The sequence below is a fragment of the Mucilaginibacter sp. SG564 genome (assembly GCF_013149275.1).
Taxonomy (GTDB): Bacteria; Bacteroidota; Bacteroidia; order Sphingobacteriales; family Sphingobacteriaceae; genus Mucilaginibacter.
In genome coordinates this window covers 36,835-62,219 of record NZ_JABGNA010000002.1, presented here as the reverse complement: position 1 = coordinate 62,219, position 25,385 = coordinate 36,835, and the positions used below count along the sequence as shown (strand labels likewise).

The following is a 25,385-nucleotide window of genomic DNA, read 5'->3' as shown; positions in this document are numbered from 1 at the left end:
TATTTTTGCGATAATAAGCAGAGAAATTATAATAAATGTCAGAAGACAAATCAATAAAATTAATTAAAGCAGTAAAAGAACTCAACATTGGTATGAGTACCATTGTCGATTTTTTGGCTACAAAGGGCTATAAGGTTGAAAAACAACCTATGGCGAAGCTGGATAGCGACATGTACTCCGCATTGTTGAAGGAGTTTGCTGTTGACAAAAGTATCAAGGAGGAAGCCAAGCAGATCAGTATCGGAAAGATCAGAAAAGAAGAGCCTGCTGCGTTTCCGGAAAAGCCGGTTGAAAACCGCCGTTCAAGGGATTTTGAGAACGAGGAGATATTGATCAAAAATACTGGTCATTATGCTTCGCCGCAGACAGAAAAACCAAAACCGGTTGAAACAGCTTCTGAAAAAACCGAAGAACGTAACGACGTTTTGCCGGGTGTTAAGGTTGTGGGTAAAATAGATCTTAATAACCTGAACGCGAAACCACAACCTGCGGCCGAAAAACCCGCGGAGGTGGTAAAACCTGTAGAGGTTGCTAAACAGCCGGAAGTTGTGGCTCCAGAGCCCAAACCAGAGCCTAAGGCCGAAGCGCCAGTAGAAAAAGCTCCGGAAGCCCCAAAAGCCGAAGAGCCAAAACAACAGCCTGTTGTTGAAACGCCTAAAGCCGAAGAACCAAAAGCACCCGTAACTCCGCCGGCACCCCCTGCTGTACAAGCCCCGGTTGCCGAGGCTGCTGCTGATGAGAACCAGGAACCTGATGTGATCAGGGCAAAGGCCGAAAGACTTACTGGGCCTAACGTGATCGGTAAAATACAATTGCCGGTTAACGCGCCTAAACGTAATCCGGTGGCATCATCATCAAACGCTAATAACGCCGATCATAAGCGTAAAAGAAAACGTAAGGATAACCAGGGTAACCCGCAACATGGTGGCGGACAGCAAGGTGGTGGTAATCACCAGCAACCACAGCAGGGACAAGGACATAATAATCCACCTGCAGGCGGAACGATTAATCCAAACCGTCCTGATTTCAGGAACCGTGGTAATAATCCAAACGCGGGTGGTCCTAACCAGGGTGGTGGCAATCGTCCCGATTTCAGGAACAACCGTAACGCTCCTCAGAACAATACACCAAAAGAGGAACCATCTGAAAAAGATATACAAGACCAGATCAAGGCTACACTGGCCCGTTTAAGCGGAGCCGGTAAGTCGGGTAAATTTGCGCAAAGGGCTAAATTCCGTCGTCAAAAACGTGATGATGTGGCCTCAAGTGCCGAAGAACTGGCATTAGAGCAGGAACTACAATCCAAAGTATTAAAGGTTACCGAGTTCGTAACCGCGAATGAGTTGGCTTTAATGATGGATGTATCTGTAACGCAGATCATATCTACCTGTATGAGCCTGGGTTTATTCGTGTCTATTAACCAAAGGCTTGATGCCGAAACCCTAAGCATAGTTGCCGACGAGTTTGGTTATCAGATAGAGTTTGTAAAACCACAGGACGAGGAAGCCAACTTGGAGCAGGAAGATGATCCGGCAGATCTGATACCACGTGCGCCGATAGTGACCATTATGGGGCACGTTGACCACGGTAAAACATCCCTGCTCGACTTTATACGTAAAACTAACGTAATAGGCGGCGAGGCCGGTGGTATTACCCAGCACATTGGTGCATATGAGGTAACCCTGCCTGGCGATAAAGGTAAAATAACATTCCTGGATACTCCAGGTCACGAGGCGTTTACCGCTATGCGTGCAAGGGGTGCACAGGTAACGGATATTGTAATTATAGTAATTGCTGCAGACGATAGCGTGATGCCGCAAACCCGCGAGGCCATAAACCACGCGCAGGCAGCAGGTGCACCTATTATCTTTGCTTTCAACAAAATTGATAAGCCAGGCGCTAACGCCGATAAAGTACGTGAGCAGCTTTCGGCAATGAACATTTTGGTTGAAGAGTGGGGCGGTAAATATCAAACCCAGGAAATATCAGCCAAAACAGGCTTAAATGTTGAGCTGCTTTTAGAAAAAGTATTGCTTGAGGCCGAATTGCTTGAACTGAAAGCCAATCCGAATAAACGTGCCGTAGGTACGGTTATTGAAGCCGCTTTGGATAAAGGTCGTGGTATTGTAACCACCATTCTGGTACAGGCTGGTCGCTTAAAAGTTGGAGACCCGATACTGGCAGGCTGTTACAGCGGTCGTGTTAAGGCATTAACCAACGAACGCGGACAAAGAGTTGAATCTGCAGGACCGTCAACACCGGTACAGGTGTTAGGTATGCAAGGCGCGCCTACAGCGGGTGATAAGTTTAACGTGCTGGAAAGTGAAGTTGAGGCCCGTGAAATTGCCAATAAACGTTTGCAATTGCAACGTGAGCAAGGTTTACGTACGCAGAAACACATCACCCTTGATGAGATCGGCCGTCGTTTGGCAGTTGGTAACTTCAAGGAGCTTAACATTATTGTTAAAGGTGACGTGGATGGATCTATCGAGGCGTTATCGGATTCATTACTGAAGCTATCAACCGAACAGATACAGGTTAATATCATATCTAAAGCCGTAGGTCAGATCTCGGAATCTGATGTATTGCTGGCATCTGCATCAGATGCGATCATTATCGGTTTCCAGGTTCGTCCGTCAGGAAGTGCCCGTAAATTGGCCGAAGCTGAGCAGATCGATATCAGGTTGTATTCTATCATCTACGACGCGATCAACGAGATCAAAGCCGCGATGGAAGGTATGCTTGCACCAACATTTGAAGAGAAGATCGTTGCCAATGTCGAGATACGCGAAACCTTCAAGATCAGCAAGGTGGGTACTATTGCCGGTTGTATGGTGTTGGATGGTAAAATTAACCGTAACAGTAAGATCCGTATCATTCGCGATGGTGTGGTGATCTATACCGGTGAGCTGGCATCATTGAAACGTTTTAAAGATGATGTTAAGGAAGTAAATGCGGGTTATGAGTGCGGTTTGAACATTCAAAACTTTAATAACATTGAAGTAGGCGACATTGTTGAAGCCTATGAAAATGTAGAAGTGAAACGTAAATTGTAATAGCAACTTTCCGATATGTAAAATAAAAAAGGCCCTTTTTAAGGGCCTTTTTTATTTTACAATCTGTGATGACGTGGATGGTGTACAACAGGATGGTGATGATGACGATGCACGACATGACGATGGTGATGTGTTTGTGCGCTGGCTGTGGTGTAGGCAAATGTTGCAAATAGTGCAACTACTAATATTTTTAAAGCTTTCATAATGTTTATTTAATTGTTATAACTGATAGACAGGTATTTTGATTGTCGGTTTAGTCAATACAGATGTAACATTGGTGTTTCATTCGGGGCAGCTATCAACTACAGTTATTTGCCGTATGCAAATATGACCGTAGCAACCTACCATAAAAGCAGACTCTTTTTATGCTACAGACGAAATTGCTAAAAGCCGGATATGTGATTTTCACAGCCTTCCATTTAGGTAGTTTAATGTGAATATCAACACTGATAGAAAAAGCCAATTAGTAGTTAAAACCAAAAAAATTATTGAATTAAAGCGGAAATTGCTCCTGCTGGAGCTGCTGGCAGCCGTTATTTTACCTTTGATGTAAAATAAATTAAAAAAAGTTTAAAAGGTCTAAAAATGGAAATTTTGAATAGGCAGTAGCTGGTTTTGGTTGATATTGAGTTGTTTATAAAATGGTAAAATGGCACCTGTCTATAGGCGATAGCACCGGAAAAGAGTAATAACGCCACAATAAAAAAGTTTTTTTTCAAAACCATTTGCGTAATACAAAAAGCTGCGTATATTTGCAGACCCAAAAACGGAGTGGTAGTTCAGCTGGTTAGAATACATGCCTGTCACGCATGGGGTCGCGGGTTCGAGTCCCGTCCATTCCGCTGAAAACAATGTCAAAATTGCCTAAAAGTCTGTAAATCATCGATTTACAGGCTTTTTTGTTTGGCCGAAAATACCAAAATATGCATGTTTTAGCATAAAAAAGGTGAGCAATTCGGTGAGCATATTAAAGCTAAAAAGATGCTCACCAGAAACACCATAAGTAACTGATTTAGAAGATGTTTAGCGAGTGAACATCTTGATTGCAAGTGATGGAATAATCAATTTTGTTTCACTATTTAATTCATTTGTAATGAGAACTAACATCAATTTGCTTTTTTATTTAAAGAAGCGCTCTACCTACAAAAATGGCCCGGTGGCCATCTATCTGCGGTTTACCGTTGACGGCCAAAGAGCTGAAGCCTCAACCGGTAAAACTTGCGACCCCTCCCGCTGGAATACACAAGCAGGCCGTGCTATCGGCACCAAAGAAGACGTTCGCAGCCTAAACTCTTATCTCGATACCTTGCAGGCCAAAGCCCAGGAGTTTCATCGATGGATGACGGCTAATGACGAAATGGTTACTGCCGAGAGTCTCAAAAATCGCTTTATTGGTAAAACAGAAAAGGGACGCACCTTGATTAGCGTTTTTGAAGATCATAACCAAAAGATGCGTAGCTTGGTAGGACAGGAATTTGAAAAGAGCACCCTGCAACGTTACGAAACGGCCTTAATGCATACCAAAGATTTTATGCAATGGCAGCACAATGTATCTGATATACCTATCAATAAAATCAATTTTGAGTTCCTGAATGACTTTGAATACTACCTACGGAGTGTGCGCAAGTGTGCCAATAACTCTGCGATCAAGTATATCAAGAACTTAGGCAAAATTGTCCGTACCTGTTTGGGTAACGGTTGGCTTAGCGTTGATCCTTATCTCAATTATAAACCAAAAACAAAGAAAGTTCATCGAATTGTGCTAACTAAAGAAGAATTGACAGCTATTGCCAGTAAGCAATTTCCGGCAGATAGACTACGATTGGTTAGGGATATTTTTCTGTTTAGCTGTTATACTGGACTTGCTTATGTAGATGTTAAAAAGCTTAAACGCTCTGAAATGGTTAAGGGTATTGATGGTGATTTATGGATTTATACTAACCGCCAGAAAACAGATACCCTATCTCGCATTCCCATTTTGCCGGCAGCGTTAAAAGTAATCGAAAGATACGAAGACAATCCGCAATGTATTGTCGATGACCTGTTGCTACCAGTAATGAGCAATCAAAAAATGAATGCCTATTTAAAGGAAATTGCCGACTTGTGTGGCATTTCCAAATTATTGACTTTCCATATTGCCAGGCATACGTTTGCGACAACTGTAACACTTAATAACGGCGTTCCGATTGAGAGTGTAGCGAAGATGATGGGTCATACCAGCATTAAAACCACACAGATTTATGCTAAAGTAATGGATCATAAGATCAGTTCCGATATGGCTACTCTTAAAATTAAGTTATTATCAACCACTAACCATTAACCTTCAATTGACAAATATTCACAAATATTAGGCATTTTGTATAGTTATTGGTTAAATTTGGGTATGATAAAAGAAATCAATAAAAGAGTGGTGCTAGTACAATGGAAACGTTTTGCAGGCATTGATATTGATGTATTTTCAAGTCTGAAAGGTTTTTGCGATAGCTACCCGGATTTTAATTATCATACCCTTAATAATTATCTTTCTAAAAAAAAGATCCCATTCGAAAATGACGAGGTTAAAATAGAACGGCAGCCGCTGATACAAAAAATCAGCAGACCCAATCTATCGCCCGTATTATTCTGGGACTTTGAGTTTGATAAAATTGATTGGAGACGGTCAAGACTGACTATTATTGAGCGGGTGCTTAATAAGGGCGACCTATCAGATTGGAAAGAAATAATACGATTTTATGGCCAGGATAATTTGATCCATGCTTTAAAGGAAGAAATCAACTATTTAACCGATATGACTGTAGAAGCTGTTTGTGAATATTTTCAGTTGAGCAAAACTGAGCTCAAATGTTACACGAAGAAACAGTTAAACCAGGGACACTGGATCTAATCTACAAGCTGATGCGTGATCAGCAATTCAAATCTTTTTACCTTGTTGGCGGAACGGCTTTAGCATTGAAGCTTGGCCATAGAGAATCCATTGATATAGATCTTTTCAATACCGGAGATTTTGATGCCGTAAAATTAGCGGCGCATCTGGAAAAACAATACAACGCATTAATCAGAAGGCAAAAAAGCAACTACGTCAGTGGAAGTATTTTTGATGTGGATTTTGACCTGATCAGTCATAAATACCCGGCGGTTAAACAAATCGAAACCATTCAAGGAATTCGAATGATGTCTTTAGAAGATATCGCCGCAATGAAAATAAATGCAATCGTTCATAGTGGGCAACGAATTAAAGACTTTATTGATATTCATTATCTACTTCAGGAATTCGAATATAATGACATACTGGAGTTCTACTGTAGCAAATATCCTAATGTGGATCGGACTCAAGCTCGTAATTCGCTTCTTTACTACAATGATATTGATTTTAACGTTCCTGTAATTCTTAAAGATAAAAGCTTAAGATGGCAGCATGTAAGTACAAGCATTAATAATGCCATAGCAAAACATGATCGGAAACAGCAGAATCGGGGATTTAATCGAGGCAATGATAGTTCTGAAGAAATAGGACCAAATAGAGGTGGTCCTAGGAGATAGTAGATCTAACGAATTTAATTTATGTATAGAATCTGAAGTATATCTATATAGCTATGTATCTGGCTATATAGATATATAGATATCCAATAATATTGTTACCTCTTTGTTCAACCTGCTTTAAGTAGCCGATTAATTCCCAGTAAAGCACATCATTACATCTCAATATCAGTTTTATACACATTATTTACCGTGAACAGCAAAATATCTTTATCCGCCAACGGCGATGATGCAGGACGCGATCCGCTTGTCGATAGCCTCGGCAATAATCGACTGTTCGGCCATATGGTATAGCTGGTCGGCAGATAGTTCGATCCGGGCATGATCCCGCTTCAGGCTGTTGAGATTGAATTCTAGTTTCTTGTTTTTTTTATTTTCCCTTTTGGCTTCCAGGTAAGGTTGCAGGACGATGATCCATTCATCGGCCAGGCGGTCGTAGTCGACGATCTCTTCAGACCTGCCTAATAACAGTTCCTGCATCATGTTTAGGGCCGCGTTCAGTTCCCGGTCGAGGGCTTTCTGCTGCTTGCGTTGCCTGAGAATATGATCGGCAACCTCCAGAGCCCGGCGTTTCTTAGCGGGTAGCAGTTCGCGTTCTTTTTTCTTGAACAGCGTAACATAATGATTCAGGCTGATGGCGTCCCATTTCAAGCGTACTGCATCCTTACTGATATGCCTGCGCAGTTGCGCGGTCACGCGAATCATGTCACTTTCGATCAGGTCATTCTCATCGATAAAATACCAGTGAGGGCTTTTGCGGTGGTCGCCGCGCAGGGCGATGAAGCACCATTTACCGGAGCCAGCGATAAAGCTTACCTTGGCTTTGACCTCGGAGGCCACATTGGCGAACTGCTGATAGACCGCTTCTGAAATCAGGGCATCCGGCCCTTCCTTGAGGTTGCGGATACACTGAAAGCGGTCTTCGACACCGGTCCAGGATTCGTCCTTATCTACGAAATCCTTATATTCTTCAATCAATGCTTCTACGCTGTCGGTCTTGGTAAAGCGGCGTCCCTTCAATATTTCGGGCACCTGGAAGTTCGAGCCATAGATCAGTTCCACAACGTGGTTGGTCTCGATCAGGCGCTCGTCTCCTTTGAGCGAATATTCATCGGAATCATAAGCCCAGTAAATGTCAATGGCTTTATGCATGCTGTCCATGCGGTCTGCCCGGCCGATACGCTGCTCGACAATGCGGAGCACGCTAGGAGTATCCAGTAGGAATACGCAGGAAGCTTTCTGCAGGTCTACGCTTTCCGACATTTTATCCGAGCATAAGGCAATATAGCGTTCTTGATCCTTGGACTCCAGTTTAAAAACATCCAATACTTTTAGGCTTTCTTTGTCTTCCTCACTGCCACTGGCGACCAGAAGTTTTTGTGCGGGGTAATGTTCCGCGAACAGTTTGCGGAGGTAATACAAAGTGATTACCGTTGAGTCAAAGGCCAGTAAGTTGCGGTGGGCCTTAGTAGCATTTATCAGTTCATGGACCTTGCCGAGTTCCCTGGTACCGGATAATGACTTGGCTTTGCGGGCAATCTCGCGGTAAAGCGCCAGTTCTTTTTCGCATGCCTCGAAATAAAGATGCTCGTCCACGAGCCATTCTGGGAAGGGTATGTTCTTGAATTTACCTTGACGGTACGGGAGTTCTCGCCGCGCGATGATGTCATCGATCTTCTGCAGTTTATTACCGGTGACCTTTGATTTACCCCGGAAGCCGAAATGCGTCATTGCCTTTTCGGAGCCCTCAATGTGCTCGATCAGCGCGACGTGTGACGAGCGGAGCGCATAACGAATCATATAGATCGACAGAGAGCGGGCGGAAAAGATACGCCGCTCTACATAATGGTTCAAATTTTGACCCTCCTCTTCCCCGGGGTCTTGTAGGCGGAAACCAGTCAGATAAGTGATGCCTTTCAATTGCCGCGCCAACTCACCGATCTCGCGAACAATATGTTTATCCGCCTGAGTTTCCCGGGTTTGATAAATCTTTTCCACCTGTTTGGGGAAGCGGCAGCCTTTTTCCAAACTGTTTTTGAAGGCCTCCTCATCCTTTTCAACCTCCTCGTTCAGGCGCTTTTTGGTCCGCCTGACGGTGAATTGGCTGATGAATTCCCGGAGCATCGCTACGTTGTCCATCTGGTTACCGTAGTAAGGTTTTTTCAGCAATTCTAGATAAATCTTAAAGGCCTCATCGGTCAGGTTGTCGACGTCCAGCAGTTTTACGAGGCTGAGCACATCCTCCACGCGTCTACTGATGGGCGTAGCGGTAATAAGGATCTTATGGTCGGCGCGGTTGGTCTTGATCTGGAAGGTACGCCCAGAATCGGCGAGATAGCTGTGCGCTTCATCGATAATGAGTAGGTTGGCCAGCTTCAATTGTGCCGCGATGCGTTCTTTATTTTCGGGGGATCCATTACTGAGCATGCCCATAGAAACCTGATTATGGTTGATCTTACCGAAGCGATGAAACTCGCCAGCCCATTTCTTCAGTACAAGTGGTGGGCAGATGATGAGCGATTCCGTGCGATGGTGCTTACCGGTCTCATATAACAGGTGCTGCAGACAGAGAACGAGCGCGGTACATAGACGCGTTTTGCCGGCGCCGGTCGGGTCTGCAATGAGCACATTCGACTGACGCTGTAGGATAGAGACCGCCTGTGCGAGCCCTTTCCATTGAGTCGGCCAAAGGTTAGCGCCGGACATACGGCTGATGATCTCTTTATATTCGTTCAGCCAGTTTCCTTCAAGCATCTCGGCAATAGCGCGGGCTAGGGCTTCCTGCCAAGTCGCATCGCCGATAAGGTTTTCAAGTAAAGCGATCAGTTTGTCATTATAAGGGCTGGCCTCGTCATAAAAACTCTCGGCTATCAGGCGGATATCCCGATATTGATTGGCGGTACTACCTTCGTTCGCTACCCTGATGTTCGCCTCGTCCTGTAAGTTCAAACCATTCTTGCTGAAGTTGGAGGATCCAAGTGTAGCGAAGTGGTTACCTACATAGATCTTGGCATGAAGCTTATCTCGGAAGCGGAACTGTATCCAGCCGCTTCGGATCTTTTCGATCAGGTAGATCACCGCACCACCTTGAAGTATAGATAAACCTCTTTTAACCCAGTACTCTTTTATTTCCTTTTCCAGACCGTATCGCAAATAGACCTTGCGACCTTTGATATTCGGCTCAAAACCAATAAGTATACGTACGGCACTTAATTGCGGATGGTCCTTACTACCGAACAGATCGACTAAGTTTGATAAAGAAGTGAAACCAGTCAGTATCAAAAAAGTGGAACTATCCGCGATATCTCCGTAAACAATGCTTTCGACCGTTCGCCCGGCAGAGTGGATGTTTAGGGGATATCCCTCCTGTTTAGGCCATTTAACCTGATCGAAATCGATGACCGTTTGCGGCGACGGCTTTTGTGGATGAGTTCCGGCCATTTAAAATTGTTGTGATAATGATTTATAAGAATTAAAGATAATTAATTATAAATCAAGTCCCAACAACACGCTTCCGGTACGTTGGACAAGTGGAAAACCTGAAAATTCCCAGAGACGAATAGTATATCTTGTCTGTCTTAAATTTATGCGGCGAATCACGTTTTTATTCTCCGCAAATTTGCGGAGAATAAAACTGACAATATATATCCGTGTAACTATATAGCCAGATATATGGCTACACAGATATATAGTTGCATTTGTACAGGTTAGTCTCAATCTGCTTTTAAACAGCCTCCAAATCTTTTTCTGTTAGCCATTCATCATAAGCGTTAGTAATTGGATCAAGCCAATCTGCTTTATGATTTGCCCAGGAGAGCCATTCATGGTTAACATTTGGTATAGCTGTAAGATACTCACGAAGCAACTGGGCCTGTTTCCAACGCTTGGCTTTGATCATTAGTTCGTGGAATTCTTTTTGCTCATGCCGCTGACGTATTTCTCGCTCTGCTTGTATTCTCCTTTGTCTTTCCCAATTTTCTTGCCATAGGCGCGCTTTTTCTAAATATTCATTTTCTTGCTTAGCAGCTAATTCCAACTTTGCTAATATCTTGGGTAGTTGATCTTCAAGTAACTGAGTTTTTAAGTCCCTCCATTCTGCCTTTAACCTGCTGTCAAGACGAAAAGCAAGTTTGCCATTAGGACGCCATTCAAAATCTTGATATGGCTTATTATGTACCCTAAATCTATTTGTCTGCTCTCGAAAATTGACTCGAAGCTTTACATCGTTTATAACAACGAAATTACCGTCGTTATTTACCTCGTAGAAATAGCCCCTTGCACGTACGCATTTAATTAGCGTATCCATAAAGCGAAGCGCACGACCGGTGTTTGATGGGGCTATACGTATATCCAATTGGCCTTTTGATGTCACAACCATTCCAGGATGATTAACATCAGTAAGTTTAGATAAACTCTCTTTTGCGGCGATAGTTAAAGTATCTGGTTTTGTTAGGCGGTCAGGAACTTTAAAGGGTAGTTTCTCTAAGATAACCCTCTTAACAAGTCGATCTAACTCGGAAACTTTCTTGACTTGCTGATCTGGTGGGCGTTCATCAAGTTCGGCGAATGCTTTCCCTTTCCATACTGCAGATAATTTAGGCTTCCTAAGTTTGTGGCCGGCTTTTACTTGGAGATTTCGCTGAAATTGACCACCTGATTCCGATTTAAAGTGACCACCCATTCCGGATTCAAAGTGACCAGGGTATTCCGGATCAAGCTGACCACCCCATTTTTGTAACGATGCTTTAGATACTGGCTGTGCTGTTTAGGACCTGATCAGGCTCGCCGATGAAGAAGTGAATTGGGAGCCTGATCGCGTATGCGAAATCGCCCTTAAAGCCGGTATTAAAGTGATGGGCGATGATCTCCGCAAGAGATATGCGCTCACATGTCCAGGTGCTTCAAGCTTCTAAGAAAAAGCACGAGCAGTACCAGACTTATTAAAAAAGGTAAATAAGCTATCTTTGTTTTATGCTGTTAAAGCATCTGCTGCATTTCTTTGCCAGCAAAATAGGTGGTCAGTTTGCCACGGAATAGGGTGTAACATATCTCCGAAACGCCCAAACAAATCCCTAAAACGGAATTCACGGACGTATGCATTAAACAATTTTTTACTTAGTTTCATATTACCCGTTTACTAATCCCATCGAACAAATAATTTGAGGCTCTTTCTGGCTTTGGCCATCTTCATCGACGATACAAAGCTTATCTTCTTCCCTTAAAGAGATTACTAGTGCAGCCAGTTGATCGTCGGAAATACCGGCTTTTAATTGGCGCGTCAGCGTTTCCCTGGCAAACTCCTTTAGCGGAAACCTGTAAATTTCGTCCACCCCCTTTTTAAGTTCCTCATTGGCAAAAAGGGAATGCTGATAGGATTTACAATAGCGGTCCAGCCGGGTATAGGTGCGATATTTGGCACCTGTCTTCCTCCCCAAGGTGCCGCCCGTATTAATGTCCTCCTCGCTGATGAAATCAATTGCCCTTTTCACCAGGTCATGGTGTTCGTCAATCCTTGGTAACCCCGGGGTGTCTCTGTTACATTGAGCAGCCCTGAGGATAGTAAGCTGCGACTGCGTAATGATTTGTCCGTCCATGCCGATCAGCGCTAGCACATCATTATCCTCCGCTGTACGGCTGTACACGATCACGCCCGGCGTCTCTCCTAACCCATTAAGCTCTTTTGTCGCATAGACCACATTCGGAAGATCAGGAATGATCTTATTGAGTTGCGGATCCGCGTCGGTCGCATTTTTCCAGATCTGATACGCATAAGATGCCAGATCAACTTCCGAATCCGTATCATCTTCTTCTAGAATACCCGAACGTTCATTGTAAAGATCTTCTATATTGACAGGGTCGCCGTCAAAAAAAGTTTCGTCTGAACCAACAACCTCAGCATTTTCCCTTATACGAGTGCTTAAAATAGCTCTTAGGTTGATAATTCTTTCGATCCCATCTTCCGGTAGAAAAGAATAGCAAATAATTTGAGAAGCCTTTTGACCAATGCGGTCCACTCGGCCAGCTCGCTGGATCAAACGGATGATGGCCCAGGGTAAGTCAAAATTAACGATGATATGGGCGTCCTGCAGGTTCTGTCCTTCACTTAGCACATCCGTGCAGATCAATACCCGGATCTCGCTTTCGTGACCGGCGATGTCCGGCCTGTTGTTACTGCGCGGACTAAAGCGATGGGCCAGCGAGGTTGGATTTTCATGATCCCCTGTAACATAGAACATCGATTGTACACCGCGAACGGCTAATTGCTCATATTGACTTTTTAAGGGAAATATCGGGTTATTTTTTGGACATATTCATCTTGAACGTTCTTGAATTTACTTGCATGGACGGCAAACGGGGTTCGACTCAGTCGGGTATTTTTTTAGCTTTTAATGATGGTTTTAAAGGATATAGAAAAAACAACGTTATTGCCAGCCCCATGACGATCAGGTAGCAGATCATAATTATTTGTTCGTTTTTTTCTTCAAATCCTTTACTGACTGAAACCTGCCAGATGCCGGGTGTATTTTTCATACCAAAACACCATTGCCCGAAATTCCATGCGGCGTGTAGCCCGACAGGAAGTGCAATGCCTTTGGTGCGCAGCGTTGCCAGGCCGAACAACATGGCACCTACACCGGAGCCAAAAAAAGCCTGCTGCCAGGTAAAACCCCCAGCCATATGTTCAAGCGCAAAAATGACAGCAATGATGATCTGCGCTTTCCAGGGGCCGATCTTATAGGACAGGCTGCGAAGCGCATAACCGCGAAAAGCGATTTCTTCCCTTGTTGCCAAAATCAAATAGAGGAGGAAAGATAAAGCGACTGATTTAAATGACAAGGTTGTATTGATCAAACTGATATGCCCAAAAATCAGGACTAAAGAAAAATGGAGACCAGCAATGAGCAGCCCGATCAAAAAACCGATGATTATTTTGTTTAAGGTCGCCTTACCCGGAAGGACGCCAAGTTGCCCTAATGATAACTTCTCCCATTTCGCAAACGGAATGGAGAGAAGAAATGATGCCACAGCGGCAAAGGTGCCAAGTGAAAGGTCTGCCCAGGTTTTTTTCCAGTTTTTCAATAACGCAGAACCCGTAACCAATATGAGTGCACATAACATGCAAAAAAGCAGGACCCGCAATAATGTATTTATTCGGACAGCGGCGATCTTGTTATAGCCCGCTCGTTTCATGAGGCAAGATTCCCGGTTTCTTTTTTTGTCTTTTGCAGCGTACTCGATTTCCAGATAAAGAACATCATGATAGCGGTAATGCCAAGATATGGCAGCAGCACATGTAAAGGGTGATAATGCCGGCCATCCTGTATAAGGGTAAAAAGCATAGTCTTGCCTTCCTCCGGCGAGCGGGGAACAAGCGCCTGGGCCAGGTTCCAGCCGAAATGCAAGCCAATCGACAATATCAATTTGCCTGTCCTGAGATAACAAAGCCCGTAAAGTATCGATCCCATACCTGTGGTAAGCCAGGTCATGAAGAACTGCTGCCCGGTTATGGCGGTATTCAGTTTCAGGTGCATGACAGCGAATGGCAGGGTGACCGCCAGTTGAGCTACCCATGGCCCATACCAGGTCAATAAACGTTGAAAGGGATAACCCCGGTAGGTGAATTCCTGCGCAAAGGACGACCAGAGATGAATAAAAATCAGGATCAGCAAAAATACAGGATCAGCATGGCCGGTAAATATCAGCCGGCTACCATTAAACCAAATGGTAAGTCCGGCGCTTGTCAATAATGCCAACAGGCCGATAAGCAGCCCGATGAAGAAATTTTTCCCATCGGTAGCACAGGCAGGCATAAAGTCCAGGCTGGTTAACGGTTTACCTTCAGCTTTGAGGAACAAAAAGCTCAATAACAACGCGATCCCGAAATAAAAGAAGATACTGTCGAGCACGGGAACGACTCCGGCGATATAGGCGCCTATAATAATAACAGTAAAATAAACGCCTACCCTTAGCCAAACGGGCAGCTGGTTAATCAATTTTTTCCTTTCCATTTTTCATCCTGTTTGTTCACAAAAAGACATTATTCACGTGAAGCCGAAAAATAAAATCGACGAACCCATGGGAACTGGCAACCAAACGGCCCGAACTACCGATAGTGTTGATGCCGGCCATTCCGGCGATGTCCGGTTGTCTGCTAGGCGCCGCCCGTTGGAAGTATAGGTGGCTTCGTCGAATAAAATTGAACAGGTGTCAGATTGTTCTTCCATTTGTAGCATGATCGTTATCAAAGATTTGACCTATGGCTATCATTCCCGGGACACGCTCTTCCAGGAATTGAACCTGACGCTGCCGCCAGGGAGGGTTTATGGTTTACTGGGTAAGAACGGCGCAGGTAAATCCAGCCTGATTAAAAATATGGCCGGGCTGGTCTTCCCCCAGAAGGGAAGCTGCACGATTAATGGCCTGGAGGCCCGGCATCGCCGGCCTGAGTTTTTAGCCCAATTGTACTTTATTCCCGAAGAGTGTGAGCTTCCGCCTGTCACTATTCCCGTTTTTCTGCGGATTTACAGCGTATTTTACCGGTGCTTTGACGAGACCAGCTTTTATGAATACCTGCGAATTTTCAATGTGCCGGAAAAATGCCAGCTGCATAAACTCTCTTTTGGTCAAAAGAAAAAGATCCATATCGCTTTCGCTTTGGCTGCCAATACCGATGTCCTGATCATGGACGAACCTACCAACGGACTGGATATCCCCTCAAAGACTGAATTCAGGGAAATCATTGCCAGGACAAGACGGTATGATAAAATTACGATCATGTCTACCCACCAGGTCAAAGACCTGGATGGCCTGATAGACAGCGTTATCATTATTGACCAGGGCCGGGTATTACTTGCCGCGGATAAAGAAGAGATCGGGCAAAAGCTTTCTTTCAGTGCGAAGCGGGCTGGCGACGATACCATCATATATGGCATTGATGCACCAGGAGGCCGCATGACAGTCAGCAGGAACACCGGAGCAGAGACATCCACGCTCGATCTGGAATTGCTTTTTAACGCGGCCATTTATAACCCATCGGGCATCCGGGCTGTTTTTCAAACCCAATAAAATGGACATGAACTATATTAAAAAAATGATCGCCCTGAACCGGCGCCAGTATTTAGAGCACCGGCAGTTTTATGGCTTATTGGCATTGGCTATCGCAAGCCTCCTGTTTCTGCTCTTTTTTATTACCTGGCATTGGCGGGAGAGTTTTTCCGGCGGTGTGGGTAACGGCATTTTCCTGATCGGGTTGTTTGGTGGGGGCGCCGCATTTTCTGCATGCTTATATCAGGAGCTCCGCCATCCGGCAAAAACGATCTGGCTGCTGGGCATTATTGCATCAGCCGGCCAAAAGATCATGCTATGGATCATTTACGCGGTTTTTCTCTACGGCCTCGGTTACACTGTCATATTTTATCTCATCGAAGCGCTGTTTTTCAGCATGGCAAGCGGCTCTCAGTCTGCCACGATGAAAGCAAATGTGTTCAGCAATGGCTTCTATAGCTTTTACCTGGTCTTTGTCAATTTCCAGTTATGGCTGCTGGTCGGCAGCCTGGCTTTCCGGAAAGGCGCACTCATCAAAACGCTTTTATTAATGGTGCTGTATTTTATCATCGCTGCCACGGGTAACGTCGTACTGATGAAAGCGATGACCGGCGAAAATAGCATTACCAGCAGTTTGCCGTTTAATTATTTCCAGTTCATTCATGACGGCGAAAATATTTATGTCTATCTGCCGGCAAGCATCCAGGCACTGATCAATGTCAGCTATAATTTTTTGCTGCCGCTGTTTTTAAGCTATATCGCCTACCTCAAGTTTACGGAAAAAGAAATCTAACCTTATGATGATCAAAAAAAGCAACCTGTTATTAGTGACTTTCGCTGTTTTCTTTGTGGCAGCCCTTTTCACTGCTGATCGCGAACTGGCCATCCAATACCGCCGGATTGACCTGAAGGATCCTTTTAAGAATTTCGGAATGGTACCGGTCCGGCCGTACAAGGTTTTGAATATCAGCGGGGGCAATTCCTATACGGTCAGGATCGTGCAGGGAACTGCATATACCATTCGGTTGATGAATTCCAGGAAACAATTTTTCAGGATGGAACAGCACCAGGATACGTTGGCCATTAATTTTACAGTTTCCAACCAGCAATACCAGTTGCCGGAACAATGCACCACCGGACTGATACTTACTGTTCCCGCACTGGCAATGATCAATACTTCCGGTATTAATTGTGAACTGAGCGGATTGAAGCAGGGTTCACTTTTCATCACGCAGGAGCATGAGGCTATCCTGAGAATGAAAGATCTCAGGCTCGGCAGCCTGGTCATCAACGGCAGACATTCATCCACCGTAACTTTCAGGGATAGCAATCTGACAGACACTTTGCGCCTCACACTGGACGAAGGCAGTTCTGTGGATCTGGGACCGCTCAAAACCCGGAGCATCTTAACCAAACTAAAAGGAAATGCCCGGCTGGTCATCACCGCTGCCAATTTAAATAACTTCGTTAAATGACAAGATGGCCATCCCCCGAACTTTGTACCTGATTCAGAGCTGTAATCGTTGAAACAGTTCTTCCCGGTTGCTTGCCCCAATGGGAACCTCGGCATTTTCCAGTTCGATGACATTACCTTTGATCGCCCGGATCGCTTTTAGATTGACGATATATGACCGGTGCACGCGGAGAAACTGCTTGAGCGGAAGCAGATCTTCGAATAACTTCAGGTGCATGCCTGCGAGCAATCTTGTTTCCTTTAAATAAACCGAACTGAAATCTCTTTCCGCCTGTATATATAAAATTTGGTCATGCTCCACACGTACCAGCCTGTTATCCTGGCGGATGAACAGGTAACCCGGCTGATGTTCTGTTTCTGGTACCTGAATCTGTTTGATAGCCATTCTTTCGCTTACTTTTTGCACGGCCTGGTAAAAACGTTCAAAAGTGATCGGCTTTAAGAGGTAATCAACAGAATTGAGCTCAAATCCTTCCACCGCATAGCTGGAATAAGCTGTAGTAAAAACCACCAGCGGTGGCTTACGCAGCGAGCGCATGAATTCTGTACCGGTAATGACCGGCATCTGGATGTCCAGAAAAATAAGGTCGACCTGCTGCCCGTAAAGCCCTTCATAGGCTTCGGTGGCGTTGCGGCAGCTTTTAACGAGTTCCAATTCGGGAACGCGCTGGATATAAGTTTGCAGGATATCCCGTGCGATCGGCTCATCATCAACGATCATGCAATTGATCTTTTTCATAGGCTCACGCATAAATTCACCAAATAATTATTTCCGTTGTTGCTGATTTCGTAACGATAGCGACTGGGATAATATAATCCGAGCCGCTTCCGCATATTGACCAGGCCAATACCGCCGGACGGACCATTCGGCCTGGCGGGGTCAACGCTATTCTCTATTTTAAAATCAATCGAATCAGGAGTGACAGTTAATGCAATATCGATAAAAGCGCCCGGTTCGTCCGGCGTGAATTTAAACGCGTTTTCGATCAGCGGAATAAGCAGTAAAGGGGCAATTCCAATGTCGGCCAAAATGGTTGTCGGGTTAAACGTCACCCTTGTGAAATTCAACCTTACTTTTTCCAGTTCAATATAATCGGTCATCAGCTTTACTTCTTTGCTGATCGGCATCGTGTCCGCGTCGGATTCATAAAGCATATAACGCAACAATTCAGACAGGCGGGACACCAGACCCGCAGACCGTTCCGTATCGCCGGCGATGATCAGCCCGTAAATATTATTCATGGAATTAAATAAAAAATGCGGGTTTAGCTGCGCTCTGAGAAAGTTAAGTTCCAGTTCGAGCTTTTGTTTCGCCAGGGTTACGCTCCTCATATTGCTGCGGTAGGCGTTAAGAGCGGTCTTAATACTGATCGGAATAGTTAAGGTGAGCAGCAGAAAAAATGGGGTACCAAAAGTGACCAGGCGAACGAGAACGATATTGCTCAAATCGGATTTTATAAGCTGGAAGTAGCCGGGTTCCGTCTTAGCTAACCTTGCCATACAAGGTGCGCAACTGCTGATCAGAAATTTCTCGGCGATAGCATCAGAGATCGTATAAACCACCAAAAGTAACAAGATCAGCAATACACCCTTAACATATTTATGGCTGACGAGATATTTTGGCCAGAGGTAGTAAACGAGGGTATAATAAAACAGGACAATAACGCCGGTGCTACAGGTGTTGAGTAAAAGCATACTGCTTATAGGAAAACCGCCGTATACGTTAAAAGAGATATTTGTGAGATAAAAGCGCAACCCGAGCAGCAGCAGCCAGAACAGACCATGCTGCAACCAGCGCAAGGCTTTGCCGGGGTTAAGAAAAAAACCGGATTGAAACATTGGCATAGCTAAAGTTGCTTTTTTTAAGCGGTCTTATCAATATAAAACGACCAACGCGAAAAAAAAGCAGACAAACAGGATTCTTTTTCCAACCACAATACCTAAACTACATATTCTGGTGCCGTTGATCAAAGAGTTCCGCAAAAAGAGTTCAGAACGCTCCGTTACACTCATGACCAAGTTATCTTTCTGAATGAGATATTTGAAATTTGATATTCATCAACACAGCTTTTTAATCTTACAGGCACGGAACAGCACGGTCATGCATGCTGGAATGTCGACTATGCATTATAATCTGCGTATTTACTGTTTTTTTTCTATTGAAATAACCATTTTAATTACCCCTTTTTGCCAATTTGATTTACATCTATAGATAGTTGATTAATGCCAGTGGGGATCATTTTTAAATTGGCCAACAGGGAGCAGACTTAGTGGTTTATCCACATAATGATAGTTTTAAGATAATTGAACAGAGTATAAAATTTCAGCTCAAAGTAATAGTAGGGGCTTATTTGTTTCCGGCTGTTGGGGGGCTGCCGCGTAAGATTTATCAGCCTCTCCTTTAACAGAACAGGATAAAGGCGCAGTAAAAACCGCTTCGCTCATTTGCTCCATTACATTCCGTTCATTCCCTCAGCCATTTTTACTGCTTTTGGCAAAAGCCTGCTTGCCGGATCCCCAATCATGGCCAGGTATCCCCGATCCGGCAGGCAGGCATTTACATTTTTCATAAAGACATCCTTACAGGAAGACCTTCATTTTTTCAAAAGAAGGAAAAAAAGGCAGCCAAGTTGTGCCTTTAGAGCGGCGATTGCTGAACAACAGCAAAAAGCTTCCGGCATAATGGCGCCTGTTATTTTTTTTGGCGCGCCACCCTGCGGGACTTATTCCTTTTCCTTTTTGCCTATGCCAGGCACCTTGTATTGCTTTCTTTTTTTCCTTTTTCTTTTGAAAAAAAGCTTTTAAGGGAAAGGGTTAAAAGAGAAAAGAATAAACAGATTTTTTAACACTTAATTTTTTAACCATGCAAAACGCAGAAAAAAATGCAAAGGAAGTACAAGTTGCTGCTGCCGGTGCCAAAGGAACAAATCCCGCAAAAACTGAAAACCGCCCGAATATTCCGGGCAAAGCCAAAAATGATGAACCCCTTAAAAATCAAAACCCTGGCACTGCGCAGGAAGCTGCGAAAGCCGATGGTGCCGAAGTTAAGACCGTTCAGCCCGCTGCCGGCGATAACCAACCCCTTAACAATTCAGCCACAACCGAGAAACAGGAACTGAACGGCCCGGAGCCAAAAACAGAAGTGAAGTACATCAAGCCTGCGATGAACTTAGAACAGACCATCAAAACCGTCAATGACCTGCACCGCAGGAGCATTCAGCGATTGGCCCTGATCGCCCGCATCAAATTACTTGAAGATTTTGAGGTGAAACTGGTGGAAGAAAATGACGAACTGGAAAGCAACCCTTATCAGGGCTGCAAACTGATCATTAAAGATGACAAGGGCAGGGATTTTACCACCAATACACCCGGCCTTATCCGCATGGTGGCGCAATTCATTTTTGATGCCTGCCATGAGAAACTGGCGGAGATCGAAGCCAATATCGTGCTTCCAAATGCTTAAAGGCGGATGCTCCCGGCTGTTGCCGGGAGTATTTTTTACGGTTTACCAAAAACAGGAATTAAGATGTACGAGCAATTTATCGAACTGACCGACCAAATATTTTGGGACGGCTACGCTGCAAAACTGGCTGCAGAAGACCCGGTCAAATTCAGATTTGAATTCAACGAGTTCTTAAATACTTACGAAAATGATGACAGACAAAATGTTTTTACTGGTGAAAATTACGATTAGCACCGGGCATCGGGACATACACCATGCCATAGCGGAACTACAGGCGAACACCCGGCTGTCCGTTAGCAGCACCCGGAATGTAAAGGTCCTGAAAACAGAAATTATAAAACTAAAAACAAGGAAACACTAAAAATTTAAGCAGATGGCACACCATATCAATTTTAATGAAAAAACAGGAAGGCACAGCTTTATGAGCGTAAAGGAAAAAGCCTGGCATAATTTAGGACAGATCATTGACCGTTACCCGACAAGCAGCGAGGCGATACAATTTGCCGGTCTGGATTATATTGTGGAAAAACGTCCCTTATTTACCTACGATACCAATAACCATTTGTGGAATAATGAAGAAGCCATTCCCGATATAGCCGTACCGAATTATTACGCTACTGTACGTGCTGATACCGAGCAGGTATTGGGCGTAGTGGGTAATGATTATGAAGTCGTACAAAACAGGGATGCGTTCAGCTTTTTTGATGCTATCGTTGGTGGCGGGGATGGTATTCTTTATGAAACCGCAGGAGCATTAGGGCAGGCGGGTGAGCGTATATTTATCACGGCCAAACTACCGGGTTATATCCGGGTGGGAAGGGATGATCTGATTGAGAAATATATCTTTCTGACTACCTCCCATGACGGTTATGGCAGTATAACCGCCGCCTTTACGCCCACCAGGATTTGCTGTAACAATACCCTGCATGCCGCCTTAAATAATATGACCAACTGCGTAAAGATACGCCATACCCAAACCGCTCAGGAGCGGTTGACACAGGCGCATAAGGTTATGGGTATATCCAATAACCTTTCCAATCAGTTAGACCATATATTTAATCGCTGGGCGCATGTCAGGATCAGCGATAAGGAGGTATTGCGACTGGTACAACAGGCCATGGCGCCCAGCAGGGAAGTTTTGCAAAAGGTGATGGACGAGAACATAGATGAATATTCCAGCCAATTTTTGAACACGATAGAAAAAGTATGTGAATTTGCTTTCAGCCATCACACCCAGCAGACCGATACAACGAGAGGGACCCTTTTTGGTGCGTACAATGCGATCAGCGGTTATCTTCAAAATATCAAGTCCTATAAAACTGAAGATACCAAGCTCAAATCCATCCTTTTCGGCAATGGCTTCAATAAAATTCAATCGGCGTTCGACCTATGCCGGGAATTTGAAAAGTGGGGAGGGACGGTTTTTGAAAGGAATTAACACAAGGGGCGACGAGCCCCTTTTTTATGGTTAAAATTCCGGGACGCTACTTTTCTTTCTTTCAGTCGCCGGAAAGAAAAGTAGCAAAAGAAAGAGGCTTCAAACAAGGTTAATCTTAATGTAATTGGATATTCCGGTATGCTTGACCATGTTGTTCCGTGCTCATTGGACCAACGAGTCGTGTTAATGAATATAAATTTCAGATATCTAACTCAAAAAGATAGCATGGTCAAAGTGTAACGGAACGCCCTGACCTCTATTTGCGGAACTCATTGATCAACGGCTCCGGAATATCCAAACACGTGCCCCAACTTTGGTTACAACACCTGCCACATCATGACCTAAAACAAACGGTGTCTTATACGGCAAAATGAGTTTGAACTCCCCGTTTCTGATTTTGGAATCCAGCAGGTTGATTGCAGTGGCATGTATTTCTATCAATACTTCATCCTGTTGTGGTACAGGAACGGGTATTTGCCCAATGCGCCCGCCATCCTTGCTTTTATATTTGTCTATAATGAATGCTTTCATTTTTTTATGGTTATAATGGTTTTACGAGACTATTACTTTGTAACTTTTCTTAGGATTAGCCAAATCAAAAGTCATTTTCGGAAAAAGCCGGTTGAGTATATACACTACTTTGGTATCGCCTATACGGATAGTAAGCTGATCCTTCTGAAGGCCTGCAATAAAGGCTTTCACCATATCTGCCGTGCTCATTTTTTTGCCGTTCATATCAGTTGTCATTTCTGTGGCAACAAGCGGCGGTAAAAGTTCAAAAACCTTTACGCTGCTGTTCAAAATTTGCAGGTGCTTTCTAAGCGATTTGGTGTAAAACTGCAAGGCTACTTTAGAAGCTGAATAAGTGGCTTCCAGCAATGACGGAACATAACTGAGTAATGAAGTGGTGTTGATAATCGCGCTTTCTTTCCTTGATTTCAGCATATCAATGAAAAGGTTGTTAAGGCGGATCACCGCCAGGTAATTGACGTTCATTTCATACGCCGCGTCCTCAAAATGCTGATTGTTTGCTGTTCCAAGGTTAATTGGGTCTGTTAACACCCCTGCGTTATTGTATAAAATATCTATACCACCCAATTGCTGTACCTGGTTGAAAAGTTTTTGCGCATCACCGGCATCTGATACATCACTTTTAATGGCCGTAATTGCCGGATATAGCTTCCTGGCTTCATTTAATTTTTCCTGGTTTCTGCCGGTGATGATCACATTGGCGCCATTGGCTAAAAATTGTTTTGCTGCTTCCAGCCCGATACCTGATGCACCACCTGTGATCAATACCGTTTTTCCTTTTAATTGCATGATTTTAATTTCTTATTGTTAATTCTATTTTGAAGCGTTAATCGATTTCAGAATGGATTTCTCGAAAAACTTATAGGCGAAATGTTGAAGCAGGAGTACGATTGATGATCCTTTTCCGACGGGGTAACCAAACGTTGGATTTTTTTCCTTCACTGCCCGCAATAAAGTAGCGATAACCGGCGTGGGTTCGGGTGCCTTATCAAAGGCTGTTTTGGTATAAGCGATGACCTTTTGCCTGAACTGATCATAGTCTGTGATAGTTCCTTTCGCTACTGTTGCACTTTCGCCGATATTGGTTTTGAAACTGATTGGCTCGATCATAACCACCTTGATGTTGAACTGGTTCAATTCAAACCGAAGTGCCTTAAAATAGCCCTCAAGGGCATGTTTGGAAGCCGAATAGTAGGCAGTATTTGGAAGGCTCACCAAACCCAACAGGGAACCAATGGTAATTATTTTTCCATGTTTTTGCCTCCTGAAGTAGGGTAGCAACTCGTTAGTTAATTTGATCGTTCCCCAAAAGTTGGTCTCAAACTGCTGTTTGCCTAATTCAATAGGGGTTTCCTCGGCAAGTCCGTTTACTAAGAAACCCGCGTTGTTGATCAGCACATCTAAAGTTTTGACCTGGCTGAACAGTTGCTCACCAAAAGATGCTATAGAATGGTCATCATTCAGATCCAATTGCAGTAACTTAAATGGTAATTTTGCCTGGTGTTTTTGTGGATCCCGGCTTGTGCCGATTACCTGATAGCCATTTTCGTATAGCTTGCTGGCGACAAGCAGCCCGATACCCGATGAGGCACCTGTGACTAAAACTGTTTGTTTCACTTTTCTGTTTTTTTAATATTTTATAAACTATTCTTGTTTGGCCATGACCGGATAATCAGTATAACCTTTTTCTCCCGGTGTGTAGAAAGTCGACGGATCGGCCTGGCTGAGCGGCGCGTCTGCTTTAAAACGTTCAACAAGATCAGGGTTGGCAATAAAGGGAACCCCAAATGATACCAGGTCGGCATCACCATCGTTCAATACCTGGCTGGCTGTGGCCTTGTTAAATCCGCGGTTAATGATAATAGTGCCATCATAAAGCGGGCGGTAACGTTTGGCAACTTCCTCAATAGCCCAAAGATTGCCCGTCACATCGGTAAAAGGTTCGGTCAGGTGGAGGTAAGCCAGGTCATATTCATTCAATTTAGCAACGATGTAATCATGCACAGCCACGGTTTCCTCGTCGAGCATCATACCCTGGATACCGTGAAGAGATGGGTTTAATCTTACCCCTACCTTCCTCATATCGATTACCGTATACAGTTCATCCAGGATGTCGAATAATATGCGTGCACGGTTCTTGATGGCGCCGCCGTACTGATCCTGGCGTTTATTGGAATAAAGATTGAAAAACTGGTGCAGCAGATAGCCATTGGCTGCATGCAGTTCAACACCGTCGAAACCGGCCTCAACCGCGTTTGCAGCAGCCTGTTTAAAATCATTAATGGTCTTTTTTATTTGCCCCAGTGTCATCTCCCTGGCATCTACCGTGTCTTTAAAACCTTCAGGCGTGAATGCCTTGGCCAGCGGATTTAATGCTGATGGCGCCAACGGAAGTTCACCTTCAAGCAGGTCAGGGTGCGATAATCGTCCTACGTGCCATAATTGGGCGAAAATTTTCCCACCTTGCTGATGCACTGCATCTGTAACCAGTTTCCAACCTTCAACTTGCGCTGCTGTATAGATTCCAGGCACATTAAGGTACCCTACGGCGTCACGGCTAACATAAGTTCCCTCGGTGATGATCAAACCGGCCGAAGCGCGCTGCTGATAATAGCGTGCTGTAAGTTCTGTAGCCACATTGCCCGGGTTAGCCGAACGGCTGCGGGTCATTGGTGCCATTACGATGCGGTTGCTCAGTGCAAGGCCATTTAAATTATATGGCTCGAAAATAATTTGGTCATTCATTGTTTTAATTTTAAATAGTTTCAGGAAGCAGGTTTGCTACCCTGGCCCATCGTTGTTTAATTGTTATTTTATACTTTTTAGTATATTTTTTCTCAT

22 protein-coding genes and 1 tRNA gene are annotated in these 25,385 nt (G+C 44.3%); 11 read left to right on the top strand and 12 right to left on the bottom strand.

The genetic code is table 11. From position 1 onward, the window contains the following. Window positions 1-35 precede the first annotated feature (35 nt). Window positions 36-3,056 (top strand): translation initiation factor IF-2, encoded by a 3,021-nt coding sequence (gene infB / locus FHW89_RS04790; RefSeq protein ID WP_172333895.1) that lies wholly within the window; start codon window positions 36-38, stop codon window positions 3,054-3,056. Between the two features lie 56 nt (window positions 3,057-3,112). Here the strand turns inward: infB and FHW89_RS04785 are convergent, their stop codons facing one another. Continuing rightward, complete coding sequence (locus tag FHW89_RS04785; protein WP_172333894.1) at window positions 3,113-3,259, bottom strand: hypothetical protein; 147 nt, start codon at window positions 3,257-3,259, stop codon at window positions 3,113-3,115. Window positions 3,260-3,824: 565 nt separating this feature from the next. On the opposite strand from FHW89_RS04785, the gene FHW89_RS04780 reads away from it, so the two are divergent. The 4 genes from FHW89_RS04780 (at window position 3,825) to FHW89_RS04765 (ending at window position 6,596) form a co-directional block, all read left to right on the top strand. Continuing rightward, a tRNA-Asp gene (locus FHW89_RS04780) sits at window positions 3,825-3,898 on the top strand. Between the two features lie 251 nt (window positions 3,899-4,149). Next, window positions 4,150-5,376 (top strand): site-specific integrase, encoded by a 1,227-nt coding sequence (locus FHW89_RS04775; RefSeq protein WP_172333893.1) that lies wholly within the window; start codon window positions 4,150-4,152, stop codon window positions 5,374-5,376. Window positions 5,377-5,439: 63 nt separating this feature from the next. Continuing rightward, window positions 5,440-5,940, top strand: a complete 501-nt coding sequence (locus FHW89_RS04770; RefSeq protein WP_172333892.1) for a hypothetical protein — start codon at window positions 5,440-5,442, stop codon at window positions 5,938-5,940. Continuing rightward, window positions 5,898-6,596, top strand: a complete 699-nt coding sequence (locus tag FHW89_RS04765; protein WP_172333891.1) for a nucleotidyl transferase AbiEii/AbiGii toxin family protein — start codon at window positions 5,898-5,900, stop codon at window positions 6,594-6,596. Before FHW89_RS04770 ends, FHW89_RS04765 begins: the two co-directional genes overlap by 43 nt. A 207-nt stretch (window positions 6,597-6,803) precedes the next feature. Here the strand turns inward: FHW89_RS04765 and FHW89_RS04760 are convergent, their stop codons facing one another. From FHW89_RS04760 to FHW89_RS04740, 5 genes are all read right to left on the bottom strand, one after another. Next, window positions 6,804-10,034, bottom strand: a complete 3,231-nt coding sequence (locus FHW89_RS04760) for an SNF2-related protein (protein WP_172333890.1) — start codon at window positions 10,032-10,034, stop codon at window positions 6,804-6,806. Window positions 10,035-10,317: 283 nt separating this feature from the next. Further along, entirely contained in the window at window positions 10,318-11,274 is a 957-nt protein-coding gene (locus FHW89_RS04755) for a hypothetical protein (RefSeq protein ID WP_172333889.1), read from the bottom strand. Between the two features lie 445 nt (window positions 11,275-11,719). Then, window positions 11,720-12,829, bottom strand: a complete 1,110-nt coding sequence (locus tag FHW89_RS04750; RefSeq protein ID WP_172333888.1) for a C-terminal helicase domain-containing protein — start codon at window positions 12,827-12,829, stop codon at window positions 11,720-11,722. 127 nt (window positions 12,830-12,956) lie between these two features. Beyond that, window positions 12,957-13,784, bottom strand: a complete 828-nt coding sequence (locus FHW89_RS04745) for a CPBP family intramembrane glutamic endopeptidase (RefSeq protein WP_172333887.1) — start codon at window positions 13,782-13,784, stop codon at window positions 12,957-12,959. Continuing rightward, window positions 13,781-14,602 (bottom strand): CPBP family intramembrane glutamic endopeptidase, encoded by an 822-nt coding sequence (locus FHW89_RS04740; protein WP_172333886.1) that lies wholly within the window; start codon window positions 14,600-14,602, stop codon window positions 13,781-13,783. Before FHW89_RS04740 ends, FHW89_RS04745 begins: the two co-directional genes overlap by 4 nt. Before the next feature lie 223 nt (window positions 14,603-14,825). On the opposite strand from FHW89_RS04740, the gene FHW89_RS04735 reads away from it, so the two are divergent. From FHW89_RS04735 to FHW89_RS04725, 3 genes are read left to right on the top strand one after another with little or no spacing between them, the layout of a single operon-like run. Then, the gene (locus FHW89_RS04735; protein ID WP_172333885.1) at window positions 14,826-15,659 is read left to right on the top strand and encodes an ATP-binding cassette domain-containing protein; all 834 of its coding nucleotides are present in this window, start codon (window positions 14,826-14,828) and stop codon (window positions 15,657-15,659) included. Between the two features lie 7 nt (window positions 15,660-15,666). Next, a complete protein-coding gene (locus tag FHW89_RS04730; protein ID WP_172333884.1) occupies window positions 15,667-16,431 on the top strand; it encodes a hypothetical protein in 765 nt (254 codons plus the stop codon). A gap of 4 nt (window positions 16,432-16,435) precedes the next feature. After that, window positions 16,436-17,113 (top strand): hypothetical protein, encoded by a 678-nt coding sequence (locus FHW89_RS04725; RefSeq protein WP_172333883.1) that lies wholly within the window; start codon window positions 16,436-16,438, stop codon window positions 17,111-17,113. 33 nt (window positions 17,114-17,146) lie between these two features. Here the strand turns inward: FHW89_RS04725 and FHW89_RS04720 are convergent, their stop codons facing one another. Together FHW89_RS04720 and FHW89_RS04715 are read right to left on the bottom strand one after the other, a co-directional pair. Beyond that, on the bottom strand, window positions 17,147-17,851 hold the full coding sequence (locus tag FHW89_RS04720; RefSeq protein ID WP_172333882.1) for a LytTR family DNA-binding domain-containing protein: 705 nt from the start codon (window positions 17,849-17,851) through the stop codon (window positions 17,147-17,149). Then, a complete protein-coding gene (locus FHW89_RS04715; protein WP_172333881.1) occupies window positions 17,848-18,957 on the bottom strand; it encodes a sensor histidine kinase in 1,110 nt (369 codons plus the stop codon). The genes FHW89_RS04720 and FHW89_RS04715 overlap by 4 nt, the downstream gene beginning before the upstream one ends. 1,018 nt (window positions 18,958-19,975) lie before the next feature. Between FHW89_RS04715 and FHW89_RS04710 the strand changes: the two genes are divergently transcribed. The 3 genes from FHW89_RS04710 to FHW89_RS04700 all read left to right on the top strand — a co-directional run bounded on the left by FHW89_RS04710 (window position 19,976) and on the right by FHW89_RS04700 (window position 22,013). Further along, on the top strand, window positions 19,976-20,575 hold the full coding sequence (locus FHW89_RS04710) for a hypothetical protein (protein ID WP_172333880.1): 600 nt from the start codon (window positions 19,976-19,978) through the stop codon (window positions 20,573-20,575). Window positions 20,576-20,638: 63 nt separating this feature from the next. After that, complete coding sequence (locus tag FHW89_RS04705) at window positions 20,639-20,806, top strand: hypothetical protein (protein ID WP_172333879.1); 168 nt, start codon at window positions 20,639-20,641, stop codon at window positions 20,804-20,806. A gap of 142 nt (window positions 20,807-20,948) precedes the next feature. Beyond that, window positions 20,949-22,013, top strand: coding sequence for a DUF932 domain-containing protein (locus tag FHW89_RS04700; RefSeq protein WP_172333878.1), 1,065 nt, complete (start codon window positions 20,949-20,951; stop codon window positions 22,011-22,013). A gap of 276 nt (window positions 22,014-22,289) precedes the next feature. On the opposite strand, the gene FHW89_RS04695 is transcribed toward FHW89_RS04700, so the two are convergent. Genes FHW89_RS04695 through FHW89_RS04680 form a run of 4 tightly spaced genes read right to left on the bottom strand, consistent with a single transcriptional unit; the run spans window position 22,290 to window position 25,289 of the window. Continuing rightward, complete coding sequence (locus FHW89_RS04695; RefSeq protein WP_172333877.1) at window positions 22,290-22,544, bottom strand: alcohol dehydrogenase catalytic domain-containing protein; 255 nt, start codon at window positions 22,542-22,544, stop codon at window positions 22,290-22,292. A gap of 21 nt (window positions 22,545-22,565) precedes the next feature. Next, the gene (locus FHW89_RS04690; protein WP_172333876.1) at window positions 22,566-23,333 is read right to left on the bottom strand and encodes an SDR family oxidoreductase; all 768 of its coding nucleotides are present in this window, start codon (window positions 23,331-23,333) and stop codon (window positions 22,566-22,568) included. Between the two features lie 24 nt (window positions 23,334-23,357). Then, window positions 23,358-24,161, bottom strand: a complete 804-nt coding sequence (locus FHW89_RS04685; RefSeq protein ID WP_172333875.1) for an SDR family NAD(P)-dependent oxidoreductase — start codon at window positions 24,159-24,161, stop codon at window positions 23,358-23,360. A 27-nt stretch (window positions 24,162-24,188) separates the two neighbouring features. Further along, the gene (locus FHW89_RS04680; RefSeq protein WP_172333874.1) at window positions 24,189-25,289 is read right to left on the bottom strand and encodes an alkene reductase; all 1,101 of its coding nucleotides are present in this window, start codon (window positions 25,287-25,289) and stop codon (window positions 24,189-24,191) included. Between the last annotated feature and the right edge of the window lie 96 nt (window positions 25,290-25,385).